Source organism: Streptomyces sp. NPDC086777, assembly GCF_040702065.1.
Classification (GTDB): domain Bacteria; phylum Actinomycetota; class Actinomycetes; order Streptomycetales; family Streptomycetaceae; genus Streptomyces.
Genome location: NZ_JBFBJI010000028.1, coordinates 15,911 through 34,277, shown reverse-complemented (window position 1 = coordinate 34,277; position 18,367 = coordinate 15,911). Strand labels below are relative to the sequence as shown.

The 18,367-nt window shown below is 71.0% G+C and carries 15 protein-coding genes and 3 pseudogenes; 13 read left to right on the top strand and 5 right to left on the bottom strand.

Translation table 11 applies throughout. From position 1 onward, the window contains the following. Positions 1–182 precede the first annotated feature (182 nt). From AB0472_RS32325 to AB0472_RS32315, 3 genes are all read right to left on the bottom strand, one after another. On the bottom strand, positions 183–890 hold the full coding sequence (locus tag AB0472_RS32325) for a response regulator transcription factor (protein WP_305729047.1): 708 nt from the start codon (positions 888–890) through the stop codon (positions 183–185). 442 nt (positions 891–1,332) lie between these two features. Further along, positions 1,333–2,694, bottom strand: a complete 1,362-nt coding sequence (locus tag AB0472_RS32320) for a sensor domain-containing protein (protein ID WP_366361677.1) — start codon at positions 2,692–2,694, stop codon at positions 1,333–1,335. A gap of 133 nt (positions 2,695–2,827) precedes the next feature. After that, a complete protein-coding gene (locus AB0472_RS32315) occupies positions 2,828–4,018 on the bottom strand; it encodes a sensor domain-containing protein (protein ID WP_366361675.1) in 1,191 nt (396 codons plus the stop codon). 249 nt (positions 4,019–4,267) lie between these two features. Between AB0472_RS32315 and AB0472_RS32310 the strand changes: the two genes are divergently transcribed. From AB0472_RS32310 to AB0472_RS32255, 12 genes and pseudogenes are all read left to right on the top strand, one after another. Beyond that, positions 4,268–4,678 (top strand): NADH-quinone oxidoreductase subunit A, encoded by a 411-nt coding sequence (locus AB0472_RS32310; RefSeq protein ID WP_366361673.1) that lies wholly within the window; start codon positions 4,268–4,270, stop codon positions 4,676–4,678. Next, on the top strand, positions 4,669–5,292 hold the full coding sequence (locus AB0472_RS32305) for an NADH-quinone oxidoreductase subunit B family protein (RefSeq protein WP_366361671.1): 624 nt from the start codon (positions 4,669–4,671) through the stop codon (positions 5,290–5,292). The genes AB0472_RS32310 and AB0472_RS32305 overlap by 10 nt, the downstream gene beginning before the upstream one ends. Continuing rightward, positions 5,289–6,686: an NADH-quinone oxidoreductase subunit C gene (locus AB0472_RS32300; RefSeq protein WP_366361669.1), complete on the top strand. Its 1,398-nt coding sequence runs from the start codon at positions 5,289–5,291 to the stop codon at positions 6,684–6,686. The genes AB0472_RS32305 and AB0472_RS32300 overlap by 4 nt, the downstream gene beginning before the upstream one ends. Further along, a complete protein-coding gene (locus AB0472_RS32295) occupies positions 6,683–7,651 on the top strand; it encodes a complex I subunit 1 family protein (RefSeq protein WP_217549043.1) in 969 nt (322 codons plus the stop codon). Before AB0472_RS32300 ends, AB0472_RS32295 begins: the two co-directional genes overlap by 4 nt. Then, the gene (locus AB0472_RS32290) at positions 7,651–8,241 is read left to right on the top strand and encodes an NADH-quinone oxidoreductase subunit I (RefSeq protein WP_366361667.1); all 591 of its coding nucleotides are present in this window, start codon (positions 7,651–7,653) and stop codon (positions 8,239–8,241) included. Before AB0472_RS32295 ends, AB0472_RS32290 begins: the two co-directional genes overlap by 1 nt. Continuing rightward, positions 8,238–8,903 carry an NADH-quinone oxidoreductase subunit J gene (locus tag AB0472_RS32285; protein WP_366361665.1) on the top strand — a complete coding sequence of 222 codons (666 nt, stop codon included), beginning with the start codon at positions 8,238–8,240 and terminating at the stop codon, positions 8,901–8,903. Before AB0472_RS32290 ends, AB0472_RS32285 begins: the two co-directional genes overlap by 4 nt. Next, positions 8,903–9,280: an NADH-quinone oxidoreductase subunit NuoK gene (gene nuoK / locus AB0472_RS32280; protein ID WP_366361663.1), complete on the top strand. Its 378-nt coding sequence runs from the start codon at positions 8,903–8,905 to the stop codon at positions 9,278–9,280. The genes AB0472_RS32285 and nuoK overlap by 1 nt, the downstream gene beginning before the upstream one ends. Beyond that, positions 9,277–11,271 carry an NADH-quinone oxidoreductase subunit L gene (locus AB0472_RS32275; protein ID WP_366361661.1) on the top strand — a complete coding sequence of 665 codons (1,995 nt, stop codon included), beginning with the start codon at positions 9,277–9,279 and terminating at the stop codon, positions 11,269–11,271. Before nuoK ends, AB0472_RS32275 begins: the two co-directional genes overlap by 4 nt. A 6-nt stretch (positions 11,272–11,277) precedes the next feature. Next, positions 11,278–12,852 (top strand): NADH-quinone oxidoreductase subunit M, encoded by a 1,575-nt coding sequence (locus AB0472_RS32270; protein ID WP_366361659.1) that lies wholly within the window; start codon positions 11,278–11,280, stop codon positions 12,850–12,852. Next, positions 12,849–14,372 (top strand): NADH-quinone oxidoreductase subunit N, encoded by a 1,524-nt coding sequence (locus AB0472_RS32265; RefSeq protein WP_366361658.1) that lies wholly within the window; start codon positions 12,849–12,851, stop codon positions 14,370–14,372. The genes AB0472_RS32270 and AB0472_RS32265 overlap by 4 nt, the downstream gene beginning before the upstream one ends. Positions 14,373–14,607: 235 nt before the next feature. Beyond that, positions 14,608–15,471 (top strand): zinc metalloprotease HtpX, encoded by an 864-nt coding sequence (gene htpX / locus AB0472_RS32260; RefSeq protein WP_366361656.1) that lies wholly within the window; start codon positions 14,608–14,610, stop codon positions 15,469–15,471. Beyond that, positions 15,468–15,584 (top strand): annotated as a pseudogene (locus AB0472_RS32255) (YccF domain-containing protein); the annotation flags it as partial. The gene htpX and the pseudogene AB0472_RS32255, both read left to right, overlap by 4 nt. Here the strand turns inward: AB0472_RS32255 and AB0472_RS32250 are convergent. Then, positions 15,562–16,014, bottom strand: a complete 453-nt coding sequence (locus AB0472_RS32250; protein WP_366361817.1) for a transposase — start codon at positions 16,012–16,014, stop codon at positions 15,562–15,564. The pseudogene AB0472_RS32255 and the gene AB0472_RS32250 sit on opposite strands and share 23 nt — an antisense overlap. Positions 16,015–16,351: 337 nt before the next feature. Further along, a pseudogene (locus tag AB0472_RS32245) lies at positions 16,352–16,987 on the bottom strand (FtsK/SpoIIIE domain-containing protein); the annotation flags it as partial. Positions 16,988–17,368: 381 nt separating this feature from the next. On the opposite strand from AB0472_RS32245, the pseudogene AB0472_RS32240 reads away from it, so the two are divergent. Then, positions 17,369–18,182 (top strand): annotated as a pseudogene (locus tag AB0472_RS32240) (IS5 family transposase). The last annotated feature ends 185 nt before the right edge of the window (positions 18,183–18,367 follow it).

The window sequence follows — 18,367 nt, the reverse complement described above, 5'->3', positions numbered from 1 at the left end:
GCGGCTGTCCGGGGGTGGCCGTCCCACGGACCATCCCGCAATCAACCCTACGTCGGTTAGGGTCGCCTTCCCGTGCCCGCTCGCATGCTGGACGGAGTTCTGAGACGACCTTTCGCCCTGACTTGTCACGATTTTCCCTCCCCCTGGCCGCCTTGCGGTGCCGACACGGTGCCGTCGGCCCGTCAGGAGTTCAGATACGTCAGAACGGCCAGAACGCGCCGGTGGTCACCGTCGCTCTGGGAGAGTCCCAGCTTGAGGAAGATGTTGCTGACGTGCTTCTCGACGGCACCGTCGCTCACGACCAGCTGCCGGGCGATCGCCGAGTTCGTCCGTCCCTCGGCCATCAGCCCCAGCACCTCCCGCTCCCGGGGTGTCAGGCCCGCAAGAACGTCCTGCTTCCGGCTCCGGCCGAGCAGCTGCGCGACGACCTCCGGGTCGAGCGCCGTACCTCCTTCGGCGACCCGTACCACCGCGTCCACGAACTCCCGCACCTCGGCGACCCGGTCCTTCAGCAGATACCCCACGCCCCGGCTGGAACCGGCCAGCAGTTCGGTGGCGTAGCGCTCCTCCACGTACTGCGACAGCACCAGCACCCCGAGCCCCGGATGCGCCTTCCGCAGCCGTACGGCGGCCCGCACACCCTCGTCGGTGTGCGTCGGCGGCATCCGCACGTCCGCGACGACGACGTCCGGCAGCGCGTCCTGCGCATCCAGGTCGGCGATGGTCTTGACCAGCGCCTCCGCGTCCCCGACGCCCGCGACGACGTCGTGCCCCCGGTCGGTCAGCAGCCTGGTCAGCCCCTCTCTGAGCAGCACGGAATCCTCGGCGATGACCACCCGCACCCTGTCCTCCACGATCTCCCGGCCCCCCACACCCCGTCCGGCGTACATGCCTGCCCTGTCCGAAAGTCCAGCATTCCAGCATTCGGATCGGAGTGCGTGCGGGTAACGAGAGGAGGCGAACCAAATCAGGCCGCCGGACCCAGCCCCTCCGGCGACGGCCGACGAAGGCCGCCCGGAGTCCTGTACGGCCTTCGTCCGGTGTTGACCGGCGAAGGCCGCCCGGCATCTCATCCGGCTCCCGTCCGGTGTTGACCGGCGAAGGCTGGTCGGCATCACGGCTCAGCCGGTCCGGCGTTGGTAGCTCAGCCAGTCCGGCGTGGGTGGACGAAGGCCGGTCGGTACCGTCTCAGCCCGTCCGGCGTTCGAGGACGAGGCCGTTAGGCCGATGCGGGGGTCCGGGGGCGGCAGCCGCCCGGAACGGGCGGTCGCAGGGGGCCCACCCCCTGGAAGGACGGGACGGGTAGGGGCGGCGGGGGCGAAGAACCCGCCCTCAGCCCCGCCAGGGCAGCTCCGCCGTCACCCGCGTCGGCCCGCCCACCGGCGAGTCCACCACCAGGATCCCGTCGACCGCGTCCAGCCGCTCCGCCAGCCCCGCCAGCCCCGACCCCCGCGCCGTGTCCGCACCCCCCACCCCGTCGTCCATGACCTGCAGCATCAACCGGTCCGCACTCCGCCACACATCCACCGCCGCCTCACTCGCCCGCGCGTGCTTGCTGATGTTCTGCAACAGCTCGGACACCGTGAAGTAGACGATCCCCTCGATCGCCGCCGCCGGCCGCTCCGCCAGGTCGACCTCCACCCGCACCGGCACCGTGCACCGCGACGCCACCGAGGACAGCGCCGCGTCCAGCCCCCGGTCGGTCAGCACGGCCGGATGGATCCCGCGGGCCAGGTCCCTGAGCTCCCGCAGCGCGGTCTTCACCTCACCGTGCGCCTCGTCCACCATCCGCGCCGCGACCTGCGGATCCTCCCGCAGCTTCTCCTTCGCCAGCCCCAGATCCATGGCCAACGCCACCAGCCGCGCCTGTGCCCCGTCGTGCAGATCCCGCTCGATGCGCCGCAGGTCGGCGGCGGCCGTGTCCACGACGACCCCCCGGTCCGACTCCAGCTCCACCACCCGCGACGCCAGCTTCGACGGCCCCAGCAGCCCGTTCACCATCACCCGGTCCACCAGCGTCAGCGCCCGCACGATCCACGGGGTGGCCAGCGTGAACAACAGCCCCACCAGCGCGGTCACGGTGATCTCGAACGGGTTGTCGAGGTAGACGCTGTGGTGCGCGTCGCCGTACAGCTGGATCCCGCCCTGTCCGGCCCACACCGGGAACACCCAGAACCACAGCGGATACGTCAACAGGGCCCAGCCGTACGTCCAGAAGTTGAGGGCGACGACGAAGGAGAACATCGACCAGGGGAACTGCAGGACCGCGTACAGCAGATGACGCCAGGAGGTGCCGCTCTTCAGTACCGCGCCGACCCAGGCGAAGAACCCCGGCTTGCGCATCCGCAGCGGCTCCGGGTCGGCGACCTCCAGCCTCAGCAGCCCACGCGCGCGTGCCCGTTCCAACGCCCCGAAGCCACGGCACCCGGCGAGGGCCACCGCCAGCAGGGGGATCCCGACGAAGGTCACCAGCAGACCGACACCGAGGGAGAGCATCGTCACGGTCCACACGAACAGCGTGACGCCGACCGGCAGGCCCAGCAGGACATAGCCGAACTCACGCCAGCTGCGCGCCTCGAACGGCGCCCGCAGCACCGCCGGCACCCGATGGCGGCGCCCGCCGTACGGCTCGTGGCCGTACCCGTACCCGTGCCCGTGGTCCTGCACGTACCCGTGTCCGTACTCCGTGGCCATCGGCGCCGTCCCGTCCTCTCACAGCCTCGTCGGCCCTGTCCTGCCGTATCTCCACCCTGCTCTGTCGCAGGTCGCGGAACCATGGAGTCCGTCGGCGTCTTGGAAGGGGGGTTTTCCCCACCCCCGTGCCGCCCTACGACCGGTCGCGCCAGGGCAGTTCGGCGGTGACTGTCGTGGGGCCGCCGGCCGGTGAGTCGACCACGAACAGGCCGTCGACCGCGCCCAGCCGGTCCGCGAGCCCACGCATCCCGGAGCCGCCCTCCAGGCTCGCCCCGCCACGCCCGTCGTCCCGCACCTGGATCAGCAGCCGGTCGTCGGCCCGCCACACGTCCACCGAGGCGGTTCGCGCCCCACTGTGCTTGCTGATGTTCTGCAGCAGCTCGGAGACGGTGAAGTAGGCGATGCCCTCGATCGCGGGCGCCGGTCTGGAGGGCAGGTCGGCGGTCACCTGGACCGGCACCGTGCAGCGCGAGGCGACCGACGACAGCGCCGCGTCCAGCCCCCGGTCGGTCAGCACCGCCGGATGGATCCCACGGGCGAGGTCCCTGAGCTCCTGCAGCGCCAGTTTGACCTCGCCGTGCGCCTCCTCGACCATCGCGGCGGCGGCGTCGGGGTCCTCCAGCAGCTTCTCCTTCGCCAGGCCGAGCCCCATCGCCAGATTGACCAGCCGCGCCTGCGCCCCGTCGTGCAGATCCCGCTCGATGCGCCGCAGGTCGGCGGCGGCCGTGTCGACGACCACGCCCCGGTCCGACTCCAGTTCGGCGATACGGCGCTCCAGCTCGTCCGAGGGCGACAGCAGGCCGCGCACCATCGCCCGGTCCACGTTCGACAGCCCGCGCGCGACGAACGGCAGCACCGGCCACAGCACGAACAGCGAGACCAGCGTGACGCAGAAGGTGAGAACGCCCCACGGCAGTCGGATGAAGTCGTACAGCAGCGTCCGCCAGCCCACCGGGTCCTTCAGCGTCAGCCACAGCCGCCCGGAGCCCGCACCGCGTCTGTTCCACGGCAACGGAGTCGGCTCCTCCACCCGCACCCCGAGCAGCGCACGCGCGCGCTTCCGCTCCAGCTTCCCCAGCTGGCGGGCGCCCAGCAGCGTCGCGGCGAGCAGGGGGATGCCGATCACCGTCAGCGTCAGCACACCGCTCACCCACACCGTCGTGACGACGTAGACGAAGCCGAACAGCGACATCGGCAGGTTCAGCAGGAGGTGTGCGATCTCCTTCCAGGTGTGACCGTCGAAGGCGAAGCGCACGGGCGGCAGTCGCTCGCGGTCCTCGCCGGCTTCGGTGAGGCCGGGGGATCGGGGTGCTGGTGGGGTCATATGCGCCAGCGTGCCGTGTGCCGGGGCGTGACGCCATGGAGTTCCCCGCCCGGGTCACCCTGGGGAAAACCCCACCAGGCGGCCCCGGTCCCGTGCCCCGCCCTGTCCCACCGTGTGACAGCCTGCTTACCGTGTCTTTATCAGGGCCTAGACTCCCGTGCGTACAGATCGTCGAATCAAGAGTTGACTGAGGTCACGGCACCGGGCCGGGTCGGGCCGGTGGTCTGTCGAGGGAGCGAGGGACGGGCGATGCCGGAGACGCTGGGCGGTGGACCGAGCGCGGTCCTCGCCGCGGACTACTTCGCGTCCTACTCGGTCGTGGGACTGCTGGCGCTGGTCGGCGTGGTCTTCGTCGCCGTCGCCTTCGGCGCCGGCCGGCTGCTGCGCCCGGTGGTCCCCACGCCCGAGAAGCTCCTGACCTACGAGTGCGGTGTCGACCCCGTCGGCGAGGGCTGGGCCCACACCCAGGTCCGCTACTACGTCTACGCCTTCCTCTACGTCATCTTCGCCGTCGACTCGATCTTCCTGTTCCCCTGGGCGACGGTCTTCGCCGCCCCCGGCTACGGCGCGACCACGCTCGTGGAGATGTTCGTCTTCCTCGGCTTCCTCGCCGTCGGCCTGCTGTACGCATACAAGAAGGGCGTCCTGACATGGACGTGACGCCGGAACCCGTGCCTACGCCGGAGCCCGTGCCGCTGCCGGAGCCGAAGAGGCTGGGCACGCTCGCCCGCCTCGCCCCCGAACCGATGAAGGTCGTCCTCAACTGGGGCCGCCGCTACTCGCTCTGGGTCTTCAACTTCGGTCTCGCCTGCTGCGCGATCGAGTTCATCGCCGCGTCGATGGCCCGCCACGACTTCATCCGCCTCGGCGTGATCCCCTTCGCGCCGGGCCCCCGCCAGGCCGACCTCATGGTGGTCTCGGGCACGGTCACGGACAAGATGGCCCCGGCGGTCAAGCGCCTGTACGAGCAGATGCCCGAACCGAAGTACGTCATCTCCTTCGGCGCCTGCTCGAACTGCGGCGGCCCCTACTGGGACTCCTACTCCGTCACCAAGGGCGTCGACCAGATCATCCCCGTCGACGTCTACGTCCCCGGTTGCCCGCCGCGCCCCGAGGCGCTCCTCCAGGGCATCCTCAAACTCCAGGAGAAGATCGCGACGGAATCCCTGGGCGAGCGCTACGGCACCCCCCGCCCGTCCGCCGCGGCCCTCCAGAGCGACCTGGTCCGGCCCCCGGCCCGCCCGGAGGCCGAGCGCGAAGGGGACGCGCGATGACGGCCCCGGCCGGCTGGCTCCCGGCCCCCGTCGAGGAACTCTTCGGCACGGACGCCACAGCCGACGAGTCCTACGACGTCCTCACCGTCGACGTTCCTCCCTCCTCCTGGCTCACCGCCCTGGAGACCGCCCGTACGACCCTCTCGTGCACCTACTTCGACTGGCTGAGCGCCGTCGACGAACCCGGCACCGGCTTCCGCGTCGCCGCCCACGTCGTCGCCCTCGCCCCGGTCCGCCGCCTGCTCCTGCGTACGACCGTCCCGCACACCGCCCCCGAACTCCCGTCCGCCGTCGGCGTCTACGCGGGCGCCCGCTGGCACGAACGCGAGACCCACGAGATGTTCGGCGTCCGCTTCACCGGCCACCCCGGCCTGGACCACCTCCTCCTCCCGGAGACCTTCGAAGGCCACCCCCTCCGCAAGGACTTCGTGCTCGCCGCCCGCGTCGCCAAGGCCTGGCCCGGCGCCAAGGAACCGGGCGAGTCCGACCACGGCGGCCCCAAGCGCCGCCAGATGCTCCCCCCGGGCGTCCCCGACCCGAACGAGTGGGGCCCCCTCAAGGGCCAGCTCCCGGCCGCCCCCGCCCGCCCGGTCCGCACCGCAGCAGGCCGCCCGGCCGGCGACCGGCCGCCCCGCCCGGCGCGCGGGGCCGAAGACCGTCCGGCACGCCGCTCACGCACGGCCGCGGAAGGCTCGGCGAGCCAGGCAGCCGCGGCGACCGAGGCGCCCAAGGCGGCTGAGTCGACCGGGGTGGTCGAGTCTGCCGGGGTGGTCGAGTCTGCCGAGGCGGCGGGTGCGACGGGGCCGACGGCCACTCCGCGTCGGGCACGGAGTGCGAGCGGGGGGTCCGCTTCACAGCGGCCGGCCGCGGGCGCGGAGGCTGCTCCCACCGAGGACGCCGTTGCGGAGGGCACTGGTACGGAAGGCACCGGTACGGAGGGGCGCGCCGGGGCGGCGGGGCTGTCGGCTGCTCCCCGCGGACCTCGCCGGGCGCGTACCGCCTCGGGCGGCTCCGCTTCCCAGCGCGCGCAGGAGACCGAGACGGGCACGCCGTCGGTGGCACCGGCAACCCCGGGCCGCCCGGCAACCCCCCGCAGCTCGGACGCCCCCTGGCACCACGCCCGTCCCGCCTTCGACGAACCGGCGCCCGGGGAGTCCGCGCCCGGGGAGTCCGCGCCCGAGGAGTCCGCGTCCGGGGAGTCCGAGCCCGGGGAGTCCGGGCCGAACCCCGCCGAGGCTCCCGCCCCTGAGCGCACCCCCGAAGACCGGACCCCCGGGGACCGGACCCCTGAAGACCGGACCCCCGAAGACCGCACCCCCGAAGACCGGACACCCGACGACCCCGCCCGCGAACGTCCCGCCCACCCCGACGACCCCGCAGGAGGCCCGCAGTGAACGACGCTCTGGACGTCGCCCTGCGACTCCTCGTCGTGTTCGTCGTCTTCCTCACCTTCCCCCTGATCGTCGGTCAGACCGAACACAAGGTGATGGCCCATATGCAGGGACGCCTCGGCCCGATGTACGCCGGTGGCTTCCACGGCTGGGCCCAGCTGATCGCCGACGGCGTGAAGTTCGCTCAGAAGGAGGACGTGGTCCCGGCGGGCGCGGACCGCCGCGTCTTCCAGCTGGCCCCCGCAGTGGCCCTCCTCCCGTATCTGCTCGTACTGCTCGCCATCCCGATCGGCCCCGGCGAGGGCGCGGTCGGCCAGGTCCTGGACGCGGGCGTGTTCTTCGTGCTGGCCGTGATGGGCGTCGGCGTCCTCGGCTCGCTCATGGCCGGCTGGGCCAGTGCCAACAAGTTCTCCCTCCTCGGCGGCCTGCGAACCGCCGCCCAGCTCCTCGCCTACGAGCTCCCGATGCTGCTCGCCGCCGCCTCCGTGGCGATGGCGGCCGGCACCGTCTCCCTGCCGGGCATCGTCGGCTCCTTCCACTGGTGGTGGCTGCCCTGGCAGATCACCGGCGGCCTGGTCTTCTTCGTCGCCGGCCTCGCGGAACTCCAGCGGCCCCCGTTCGACATGCCCGTCGCCGACTCGGAGATCATCTTCGGCGCGTACACCGAGTACACCGGCCTGCGCTTCGCCCTGTTCCTGCTCGCCGAGTACGCCGGGATCGTCGTCCTGTGCGGCCTGACCACCGTCCTCTTCCTCGGCGGCTGGCACGGCCCGTGGGGCGCGGACGGCCTCGGCTGGCTGTGGACCCTCCTGAAGACGGCGCTCCTCGCCTTCGTCGTGATCTGGCTCCGCGTCACCTACCCCCGGCTGCGCGAGGACCAGTTGCAGAAGTTCTCCTGGACCCTCCTCGTCCCCCTTTCTCTCGCCCAGATCGCCCTCACCGGCATCGTCAAGGTGGTGATCTCCTAGTGGCTCCCATCCCCGGCTCGGGCCTGGCCAAGGGCCTGGCCGTCACCCTGCGCACGATGACCCGGAAGTCGGTCACCGAGCAGTACCCGGACGCCCTTCCCGACCTGCCGCCCCGCACCCGCGGTGTGATCGGGCTGTTCGAGGAGAACTGCACGGTCTGCATGCTCTGCGCCCGTGAGTGCCCCGACTGGTGCATCTACATCGACTCCCACAAGGAGACCGTCCCGGCGGCGGCCCCGGGTGGCCGTGAACGCAGCCGCAACGTCCTGGACCGCTTCGCCATCGACTTCTCCCTGTGCATGTACTGCGGTATCTGCATCGAGGTCTGTCCTTTCGACGCCCTGTTCTGGTCACCGGAGTTCGAGTACGCCGAGACCGACATCCGCGAGCTCACCCACGAGCGCGACAAGCTCCGCGAGTGGATGTGGACGGTCCCCGCACCGCCCGCCCTCGATCCCGGCGCGGAGGAACCGAAGGAGCTGGCCGCCGCCCGCAAGGCCGCGGAGAAACTCGCGGCGGCCCGGGCGGCCGAGGCAGCCGAGGCAGAGCAGGTCACCGACCGGGTCGAGCCGGGGGAGGGGGAGGAGTGAGCCCGCTCGCCCAAGCGCCGCACGGCTTCCTGTCCCCGACCGGCGTGGAGATCGCCTTCCTGCTCGTCGGCCTGGTCACCTTCGGCGCCGCCCTCGTCACGGTCACCACCCGCCAGCTGGTGCACGCCGCCCTGTGGCTGGTGGTCGCCCTCGGCGGACTCGCCGTCGAATACCTCCTGCTCACCGCCGAGTTCATCGCCTGGGTGCAGGTCCTCATCTACGTGGGTTCCGTCGTCGTCCTCCTCCTGTTCGGTCTGATGCTCACCAAGGCCCCGATCGGCCGCTCACCGGACGCCGACTCCGCGAACCGCTGGGTGGCGCTGGTCGTCGCCGTGGCCGCCGCGGCCGCTCTGGTCTGGGTGGTCGTGGACGCCTTCCGCACCAGCTGGATCGACCTGGACGGCGCCGCCGCCGGCTCGACGAAGGTCACCGGGGCGAGCCTCTTCCAGAACTGGGTCCTGCCCTTCGAGGCCCTCTCCGTCCTCCTCCTGGCGGCACTGGTCGGGGCGATCGTGCTGTCCCGGAAGGCGAACGCGGAGTCGGCCCCGCCCCCTGTGAACGGCCGGCCCGTCACGCAGAGTTCCCCTTCCGCCACGGATTCCGGGATTCACCCGATCGAGCGGGAAAGCGACCGGGACAACGAGCAGGAAGGCGCCCGCTGATGCACCTCGCCTATCCCGCCGTGCTCTCCGCGCTCCTCTTCAGCACCGGCCTGTACGGCGTCCTCGCCCGCCGCAACGCCATCCTGGTCCTGATGTCGGTCGAGCTGATGCTCAACGCCGTCAACCTCAACCTCGTCGCCTTCGACGTCTGGCTGAGCAAGGCCGCCCGGGACACCCTGCACTCCGGCCAGGCCCTGACCCTGTTCACCATCGCCATCGCCGCCGCCGAGATCGGCATCGGCCTGGCGATCGTCCTCGCCGTCTACCGCAACCGCGGCACCTCCGACATCGACCGGCTCCGCGACACCGCCGAGGGCCACGAGGACGGCCCGCCCACGGACGGGACGGCCGACGAGAAGGCTGAGGCCACCGCGTGACCACGACCACCCTCGCCGCCCTCGTCCCCCTCCTGCCGTTCCTCGGCGCCGCCGCTGGTCTGCTCCTGGGACGCACGGCCCCCGGATTCGTCCGCCCGCTCGCGATCCTGCCGACGCTCGCCGCGCTGGCCCTCGCCTGCACGGTCGCCGCCGACCAGGGCGGCGGCCGGGCCGTCGACGCCCACACCGAGCTCACTCCGACCGGCTCGGTCCCCATCGAACTCGCCCTGCACATCGACGGCTTCGCCGCCCTCGTCGCCGTCCTGGTCGCCTTCGTCGCCGTCTGCGTGCAGATCTACTCGACCGGCTACCTCCGCGACGACCCGCGCTACCCCTCCTACGCCGCGCTCGTCTCCCTGTTCACCTCCGCGATGCTGCTGGTCGTCTACTCCGGCGACCTGATCGTGCTGCTGGTCGGCTGGGAAGTCATGGGCATCTGCTCCTACTTCCTGGTCGGCCACTACTGGGAGACCCCCGAGGCGCGCGCGGCGTCCATGAAGGCCTTCCTCGTCACCAAGCTCGGCGACGTGCCGTTCCTGATCGGCCTGTTCGCGCTGGCCACCGACGCCGGGTCGTTCCGCGTCACCACGGTCCTCGGCACCGTCGCGAACGGCGGCCTGCACCACCCGACCCTGGTCGGGCTGCTGCTCCTGTGCGGCGTGGCCGGCAAGTCCGCGCAGTTCCCGCTGCACACCTGGCTCCCCGACGCGATGGCCGGCCCCACCCCCGTCTCCGCGCTGATCCACGCCGCGACGATGGTCGCCGCCGGTGTCTACTTCGTCGCCCGGCTCCTTCCGGTCTTCGAGGCCAGCGCCGCCGTGATGGTCGTCCTCGCCGTGATGGCCGCCGTCACGATGGTCGGTTCGGGCCTCGCCGCACTCGCCCAGGACGACATCAAGCGCGTCCTCGCCTACTCGACGATCGGCCAGCTCGGCTACATGACGGGCGCCCTCGCCGTCGGCGACCGCGGTGCCGCCGTCTTCCACCTCCTCTCCCACGGCGCCTTCAAGGCGCTGCTGTTCCTCGCGGCCGGCGTGGTGATCCACGCTGCCGGCACCAACTCGCTGGCCGTCATGTCCCGCACCTCCGGACTGCGCGACCGCGTCCCGGACGCCTACTGGACGATGACCGTGGCGCTGCTCGCGCTCGCCGCGATCCCGCCGTTCAGCGGCTTCTTCTCGAAGGAGTCCGTACTCGGCGCCGCCGAGCACGCCGCCACCGGCCACACCGAGCACGCCCCCGGCGGCGCCGGCTGGATCGTCCTTGCCGCAGGCCTGGCCACCGCCCTGCTCACCGCCGCCTACGCGACCCGGCTGTGGCTGCTCGCCTTCCGGGGCCGCGGGGCCGAGGCACCGGACCACGGCAGACAGCCGCTCTCCATGACCGTGGTGCTGTGGGTCCTGGCGGTGCCGTCCCTCGCCTTCGGCGGCTTCGCCTACCGGTCGCTGCCCGGCTGGTTCGACGGCCGCTCCCTCACCCCGACCCTGACCACCTCGGTCCTCGGCACCGGCCTCGCGCTCGTCGGTGGACTCGTCACCTACGGCGCCTGGCAGCACACCAGAACACGGGCCGCCCGCGCCCCGCTGGGCGCCGTCGCCGCCCACCCGGAGGGCGATGCCGGACTGGTCGAGGCCGAGGCCATCGCCGCCCACAAGCCCGCGTTCGGCGACGTGGCCTACGCGCCCGACCCGGCGGACCCCGGCAGGCTGCTGCTCGGCCCGCTGCACCGGCACGCGGCCGAGGGCTTCCACCTGGACGCCGTCTACGACGCACTGGTCGTCCGCCCGGTCCTGGCCGCGGCGAGCCTCGTCCAGTTCCTCGACCGCGAGGTCGTCGACACCTACGTCCGTGGGGCGGGCGCACTGCCCCGCCTGCTCGGCGCCGCCGTACGGCGCGCCCAGACCGGCAACGTCCAGACCTATGTGAGCGCGCTGCTCGCCGGCACCGTCGTCCTGGCGGTCGCCGTCCTCCTCGTCGCCACGGGAGCGTGAGCAGGCGTGATCGATATCAACGAGTCCGTGATGCAGGTTCTTCTGGCACTGATCGTCGCCGGCCCGCTCCTCGGCGCCGTCGCCGCCCTGCTGCCCGCTCCGCCCGGGCTGAAGGGGAAGTCGCCCGAGCAGGCCGTACTGCGACACGGCGTGACGGTGACCGGCGCGATCCTCGTCGCCGCGATCGTCCTGGCGCTCGGCTTCGACCACGGCCATCCGTCGAGGATGCAGGCCACGACCGACATCAGCTGGATCCCCGCCCTCGACGTGCGCATCCACCTCGGCATCGACGGCATCTCCCTCCCCCTCGTGGTCCTGACCGCGCTGCTGACCTTCCTCTGCGCGCTCTACTCGTACTTCAACCCGCCCGCGGGACCGTCCCCGAAGGCCTTCGTCGCCCTGCTGCTCGTCCTGGAGTGCGGCGTCCTCGCGAGCTTCACCGTCCTCGACCTGCTGCTGTTCTTCCTCGCCTTCGAGACGGTGCTCATCCCGATGTACTTCCTCATCGCCCGCTGGGGCGGCGCGGGACGGACCCGGGCCGCCTGGAGGTTCATCCTCTTCACACTGCTCGGATCCGTCGTCATGCTGCTCGGCCTGCTCCTGATCGGAATCAAGGCGGGCACGTTCGACATGGTGGCACTCGCCACTGACAACGGCCGGTCGCTGACCACGTCCGTGCAGGTCATCGCCGTTCTGGCGATCGGGATCGGGCTCGCCGTCAAGACCCCGATGTGGCCCCTGCACAGCTGGCTGCCGGACGCCCACACCGCCGCGCCCACCGTCGGCTCGGTACTGCTGGCCGGCGTCCTGCTGAAGATGGGCACGTACGGGTTCGTCCGGATCCTGCTGCCGGTCGCGCCGGACGGTTTCCGCACCTTCGCGCCCTACCTCGCCGCCTTCGCGGTCGTCGGGATCATCTACGGGTCCCTGGCCTGCCTGAAGCTGGCCAGGCGAGGCGCGCAGGGCGACCTCAAGCGTCTGATCGCCTACTCCTCGGTCGGCCACATGGGCTTCGTCCTGCTCGGCATCGCCACCATGACCCCGACCGGCGTCAACGGCGCCCTGTTCGCCAACATCGCCCACGGTCTCATCACCGGCCTGCTGTTCTTCCTGGTCGGGGGCCTGAAGGACCGCATCGGAACGACCGACCTCGACACCCTCGCCGAGGAGACGGGGGCCGCGCTGTACGGCAGGGCACCGCGCCTCGGCGGCCTCCTCGCGTTCGCCGCCGTCGCCTCGCTGGGGCTGCCCGGGCTCGCCGGGTTCTGGGGCGAGATGCTGGCCCTGTTCGGCGCGTTCGAGCCCGCCGCCGGCCTCAGCCGCCCGGCTTACCTGACCTTCATGGCGATCGCGGCCTTCGGCACCCTGCTGACCGCCGCCTACATGCTGGCCGTGGTCCGCCGCGTCTGCATGGGCGCCGCAGCGCAGGAAGTGCCCAGGCTCGCCGACGTCCGCAGCTACGAGTTCGCGGCCTGGACCCCGCTCGTCGCCCTCACCGTCGTCGCCGGACTGTGGCCCAAGGCCCTGCTCGGTCTGACCGACCCGGCCGTGCAGCAGCTCCTCGCAGGAGGCACCCGATGAGCGCCCTGGCCCAGCCACTGGCCGCGAACCTCGTCCAGTCCGTCGACTGGCTCGCCATCGCCCCGCCCACCCTCGCCGCGGCCGTCGGCCTGGCCGTCCTGGTCGCCGACCTGTTCGTCCCCGAGGCCAGGAAGCCGCTCCTCGGCTGGATCTCGGTCGCCGGACTCGCCGCGGCCGCCCTCCTGCTGCTCCCGCTCCTCGGCCACGACCGCAGCACCTTCTGCCTCACAGGCGCCACGCGCGCGTGCAGCTACACGGCCGACCGGTTCACCCTGGTCGTGCAGTTCCTCGTCCTCGGCGGCGCCCTGCTCACGGCCCTGCTGTCCATGACCACCCTGAAGGACGGCAACCGCCGCTGTCCCCAGGGCGAGTTCTGGTTCCTGCTGCTCTCCTCGGCTGCCGGCGCCGCCCTGCTGCCCGCCTCCCGCGACCTCGCCACCCTGGTCGTCGCCCTGGAGGTGGCCTCCCTGCCCGCCTTCGCCCTCGTCGGCATCCGGCACGGCGACAAGAGGTCCTCCGAAGCGGCCCTGAAGTTCTTCCTGTCCTCGGTGACCGCGACCGCCGTCAGCCTCATGGGCATCAGCTTCGTGTACGCCACCACGGGCAGCCTCTACCTCACCCAGGTCGCGGACCGGATCCAGCACGTAGACGGACAACTGCACACGCTCGCCCAGACGGGCGTCGTCCTCACCCTCGTGGGCTTCGCCTTCAAGACGGCCGCCGTCCCCTTCCACTTCTGGGTGCCCGACACCTACGTCGGCGCGCCGCTCCCCGTCGCCGCCTACCTGTCGGTCGTCGGCAAGGCCGTCGGCTTCTCCGGGCTGATCCTGGTCACCGTCGTCGCCTTCCCGTCGTACGCCGACGTCTGGGGCCCCGCGCTCGCCGCCCTGGCCGCGCTCACCATGACCGTCGGCAACGTGGCGGCCCTGCGCCAGCAGGCCACGCGCGCGTACAGCGCGGTACGGCTGCTGGCCTGGTCGTCGGTGGGCCAGGCCGGGTACCTGCTGGTGCCGATCGCAGCAGCCGGATACAGCGGGGACGCCCGGAAGGCCGTCGGCTCCACCGTCGCCTACGCGCTCATGTACGCCGCCGTGAACCTGGGCGCCTTCACCGTGGCCGCGGCCGTCGCCCGTACCGAGCGGCTCAACCGGATCTCCGACTACCGCGGCCTGTACGCCAGGAACCCGCTCACCGCCCTGCTCCTGGCGTTCTTCCTGCTGTGCCTCGCTGGACTCCCGCCCGGCGTCATCGGCCTGTTCGCGAAGGTCACCGTCTTCTCGGCGGCCGTCGACGCCGGCCTCGGCTGGCTCGCCGTCGTCATGGCCGTCAACGTGGTGATCGCCCTCTACTACTACCTCCAGTGGACGGCCCTCCTGTTCCGAGCCTCCGAGGGCGAGCCCGCCAGGCACCGCCTGCCCGCCCCTCTCACGGCCGCGCTCGCCCTCACCGGCACCCTCGGCGTCGTCCTCTCCGGCGCTCCGCAGCTGGTACTGCGCTTCGCCACCACCGGCCTGTTCTGACGCCGCTCACGGCCCGCACGCACGCGTGCCAACCGTCCGTCCGCCGGGCACGGCCGCTCACCCGGACGGCTCACCCCGCGCACAGCGGACACAAGGGAACTAGTGGCCGTCGCCTGGCGTTGACCAGTGCGGGAGGGTCCACTGGACGTGACACCACGACACCGGTGGCATCGCAGATCGGAAGGCAGCGCCGCAGGCAAAGGGTTCCCCTGCCGCACGACTTGGAGGGCGTACCGTGCACCGCCGGCACAACGGGCTCAGGACCGCAGTTCTCCTCGGGGGACTGTCGGCACTCATCATCGTCATCGGCAGCTTCTTCGGCCGAACGGGTCTGATCGTCGCGGTCCTCGTCGCCCTCGGCACGAACGCGTACGCGTACTGGAACAGCGACAAACTGGCGCTACGCGCGATGCGTGCCCGCCCGGTGAGCGAGTTCGAGGCGCCGGCCCTGTACCGGATGGTCCGCGACCTCTCCACCCAGGCCCGCCAGCCCATGCCCCGCCTGTACATCTCCCCGACCGAGGCGCCCAACGCCTTCGCCACGGGCCGCAATCCACGCAACGCCGCCGTGTGCTGCACGGAAGGCATCCTGCGGATCCTCGACGAGCGCGAACTGCGGGGCGTCATCGGCCACGAACTCAGCCACGTCTACAACCGCGACATCCTCATCTCGTCGGTCGCCGGCGCCCTCGCCTCGGTGATCATGTTCCTGGTCAACTTCGCCTGGCTGATCCCGGTCGGCCGTTCGGACGACGACGACGGGCCCGGCTTCCTCGGCCTGCTGCTGATCATGATCCTGGGGCCGCTGGCCGCCAGCCTCATCCAGCTCGCCATCAGCCGCTCCCGGGAGTACGAGGCGGACGCCTCCGGCGCCCAGCTCACCGGCGATCCGCTCGCCCTCGCCAGTGCCCTGCGCAAGCTGGACGCCGGCACCAAACAGCTCCCGCTGCCTCCCGAGCCCCGGATCGAGACCGCGAGCCACATGATGATCGCGAACCCCTTCCGTCCGGGCCAGGGACTGTCCAAGATGTTCTCGACGCACCCGCCCATGGCGGAACGGATCGCCCGGCTGGAGAAGATGGCAGGTCGCTCTCGGTGAAGACCATCCTGAACGTCATTTGGCTCGTCCTGAGCGGCTTCTGGCTGTTCCTCGGCTACCTGCTGGCCGGTGTCATCCTGTGCATCACGATCATCGGCATTCCTTTCGGGATCGTCCCTCAGGGTGCAGCATCGCGCTCGGGTCGACTCGCCCTTCGATGATCATCGGCGGTAGGGGCTGAGGTTCGGGAAGAGGGGCCTGCTGCACGTCCGACAGCGCGGCGTTCACGCGGGTCCACGTGTCATCTGATGTCCAGGCGTTGAAGTGCTTCGAAGCCTGGATTGTGGCGCCGGTTTCCTTGATCACTTCAGGCCACGATGTGCCGGTACGCGCCTTGTAGAAGATGGCGTCCAAGGACCGGCGGACGGTGCCCCTGCGGCCCTTGGGCAGTGGGGGAGCTACCCTGGCCCATTCCTCGTCGGAGAGGCCGGCGACCGGGATTCCGAGTCCACTGGCGGCGTACCAGGCCCGCACGGTGCGCGGGACACCGCGGCGCCGATCGTCCGGGACGGCCCCTGTGATCGTGACCTTCAGTTCCAGCATGGACAAGATGGCCGCTTGCTGCTCCGGGGCCATGTCCGGGAACGACCTCTTCGCCATCGCAGCCAGGGCGATCAGATCACGTGCACGCTGGTCCGACTCCTCCATCTCCGTCAGCCATTCGACCGCTTCATCACGCAGATTCTGAAGCTGCTGGAGTTCCTCGTTCAGCACGGCCGTGGCTGTCTCGATGGCATCGGCATCCACTGACTTGCTCTGTTTGGCGGTGGCCACGATGACGGCGGCATTCGATGCGTTCATGCCCTCGATCTGCGGTCAAGGTCGGCGATCCGGTCGCCCAGCGCGGCGGTGTCGCCTTCCGTCATCCCGATCCACTCGTCCCGACCGGGGCGACCCGCTGCGGGGCGAGCTGTGTGATCAGCCGGGCCAGGAGCGTGGACTTTCCGGAGCGGGTGACCCCGGCGATCAGCCAATGCGGCACCAGCCGGAGGTTCATCACCCAGGCGCCGCCGCACTCCAGGACGCCGATCAGCGCGGAGAGGAGTTCGGCCGGCGCGGTGGCCGAGCCCGGCCGCTGGAGAGGATCCGTGGCCGTCGCGGTCAGGAGCACGAGCCCGCGTTCCGGCGAGGTGACCCGCACCGCGTGCACTTTCCACGCGTGCACCAGGGCGTCGGCCGCCTTCATGTACGTCGCCGGAGTCTGCCCGGCATGCAGGCGCACCGTCACGGTCAGGCCCATGCGCGTTGCACGGGGGAATGAGGCCCGCGGGATGACCGGCCGCAGCGGATCGCCCTTGACGACCAGGTCCCCGAGGAGCCCGCGGGGCGGGCGCCGGGACACGGACAAGTCGTTGAGCATGGCGACCTTGCGCCAGGTCGCCACCACCCGGAACGCGGTTGCCGGGTAGCCGACGAGGTGCCAGTGCCAGACCGGCCGGTGCCGGCGCACCAGGTCACCGACGACCAGCATCCAGGCCGGCACGGCGAGAGCGAGCGCGAGCAGGATCGGTCCCATCGTGCGTCACCGCCCTTGGCCTGCACGGGGGTTCCGTGCACGGGGGTGATGGCGTCGGCGCGGAAGCTGAGGCCGTGCCGGTCGCCCATCGACCAGGCGAACGCGGTCAGTCCGGTGACCTTGACGATCTGTCCTTCCTCGATGCCCCGAGGTTGGCCGTTGACGGCGATCTCGATGACGGAGATCCGCCGCCCGTCACTTGCTCACGGAAAGAGCGAAGCTGGATGAATATCGCACAGTCTTGGAGCGTTTTCACGAAACTGCCAAAACGAAGCGGGAACTGGAAGAGCAGCGGCAAGAAATCCGGGTGCACTTTCAATGAGCTATCTGGTCAAGGTCTAAGACCGTGTCCTACATGGCTAGTTGGCAGTTGTGCTGGACATGGGGAGTGGACGGTGGGGATGGATCGTTCCGGACGGCTTGTGGGAGATCGCGAAGCCGTTGCTGCCGCCGGCGCGAGCCCGGCCGCAAGGGGGCGGGGTCGCGAACATCGATGATGAGGCGGTCTTCGCCGCGATCATCTACGTGCTGGTCAGCGGCTGCGCCTGGCGGGCACTGCCGCCGTGCTTCGGAGCGTCGAAGTCGACCGTGCACCGCCGCTTCGCCATCTGGTCTCGTGCGGGAGTCTGGGGACGCCTGCATCACAAGGTGCTGCAGTTCCTGGACGAGCGGAACTTGGTCGACCTGTCCCGCGCGGTCCTCGACTCCGCGCACTGAGGGCTAAAAAAGGGGCGAACTTGCAGGTCCGAGCCCCGTGGACCGGGGTAAGCCCGGTTCCAAGATGCACGTCCTGTCCGACGCGAACGGACTGCCACTACGCGTCGGACTCTCCGCGGCCAACACCCACGACAGCCAGGCCCTGAAGCCGATGCTGTCCCACTTCCACATGGGACACGAATCCCACGCGACCGATTCCAAGCCCCAGCGCCTTCATGCCGACAAGGCGTACGACGTGCCTCACCTGCGGCGATGGTTATGGGGCAAGCGCATCGGGGTCCGCATCGCCCGCAAGGGCATCGACTCCAGTGAACGGCTCGGCCGACGCGGGTGGGTCATCGAGCGCACCATGTCCTGGCTGACCGGCTACCGCCGACTCAACCACCGCTACGAACGGAAACCAGGCCACTACCTGGCCTTTCTCGGACTCGCAGCCGCCCTCTGCTGCTACAAACGGCTCCTCAAACTGACCATGTAGGACACGGTCTAAGTGAGTTCCGCCGCCCGGCGGCTGCGGCCCGCTACCAGGGGACGAGCTGATCGATGGACGGGGACCGCCGCTCTTCATCGGCGGCCGTGCGGAGCCACGGTTGGTGGCAGCGACAACGGCTGGGGCATGGCTTTGGCGCGCGCAACGAGGACGGCCTGGGTGGTGCCTCATAC

Bases quoted from the DNA above. Each gene is read 5' to 3' on its own strand.
- nuoK (WP_366361663.1), top strand. From the start codon at position 8,903: ATGCACCTCGCCTATCCCGCCGTGCTCTCCGCGCTCCTCTTCAGCACC.
- AB0472_RS32305 (WP_366361671.1), top strand. From the start codon at position 4,669: ATGGACGTGACGCCGGAACCCGTGCCTACGCCGGAGCCCGTGCCGCTG.
- AB0472_RS32325 (WP_305729047.1), bottom strand. From the start codon at position 890: ATGTACGCCGGACGGGGTGTGGGGGGCCGGGAGATCGTGGAGGACAGG.
- AB0472_RS32315 (WP_366361675.1), bottom strand. From the start codon at position 4,018: ATGACCCCACCAGCACCCCGATCCCCCGGCCTCACCGAAGCCGGCGAG.
- AB0472_RS32310 (WP_366361673.1), top strand. From the start codon at position 4,268: ATGCCGGAGACGCTGGGCGGTGGACCGAGCGCGGTCCTCGCCGCGGAC.
- AB0472_RS32265 (WP_366361658.1), top strand. From the start codon at position 12,849: ATGAGCGCCCTGGCCCAGCCACTGGCCGCGAACCTCGTCCAGTCCGTC.
- AB0472_RS32300 (WP_366361669.1), top strand. From the start codon at position 5,289: ATGACGGCCCCGGCCGGCTGGCTCCCGGCCCCCGTCGAGGAACTCTTC.
- AB0472_RS32250 (WP_366361817.1), bottom strand. From the start codon at position 16,014: ATGCTGGAACTGAAGGTCACGATCACAGGGGCCGTCCCGGACGATCGG.
- AB0472_RS32320 (WP_366361677.1), bottom strand. From the start codon at position 2,694: ATGGCCACGGAGTACGGACACGGGTACGTGCAGGACCACGGGCACGGG.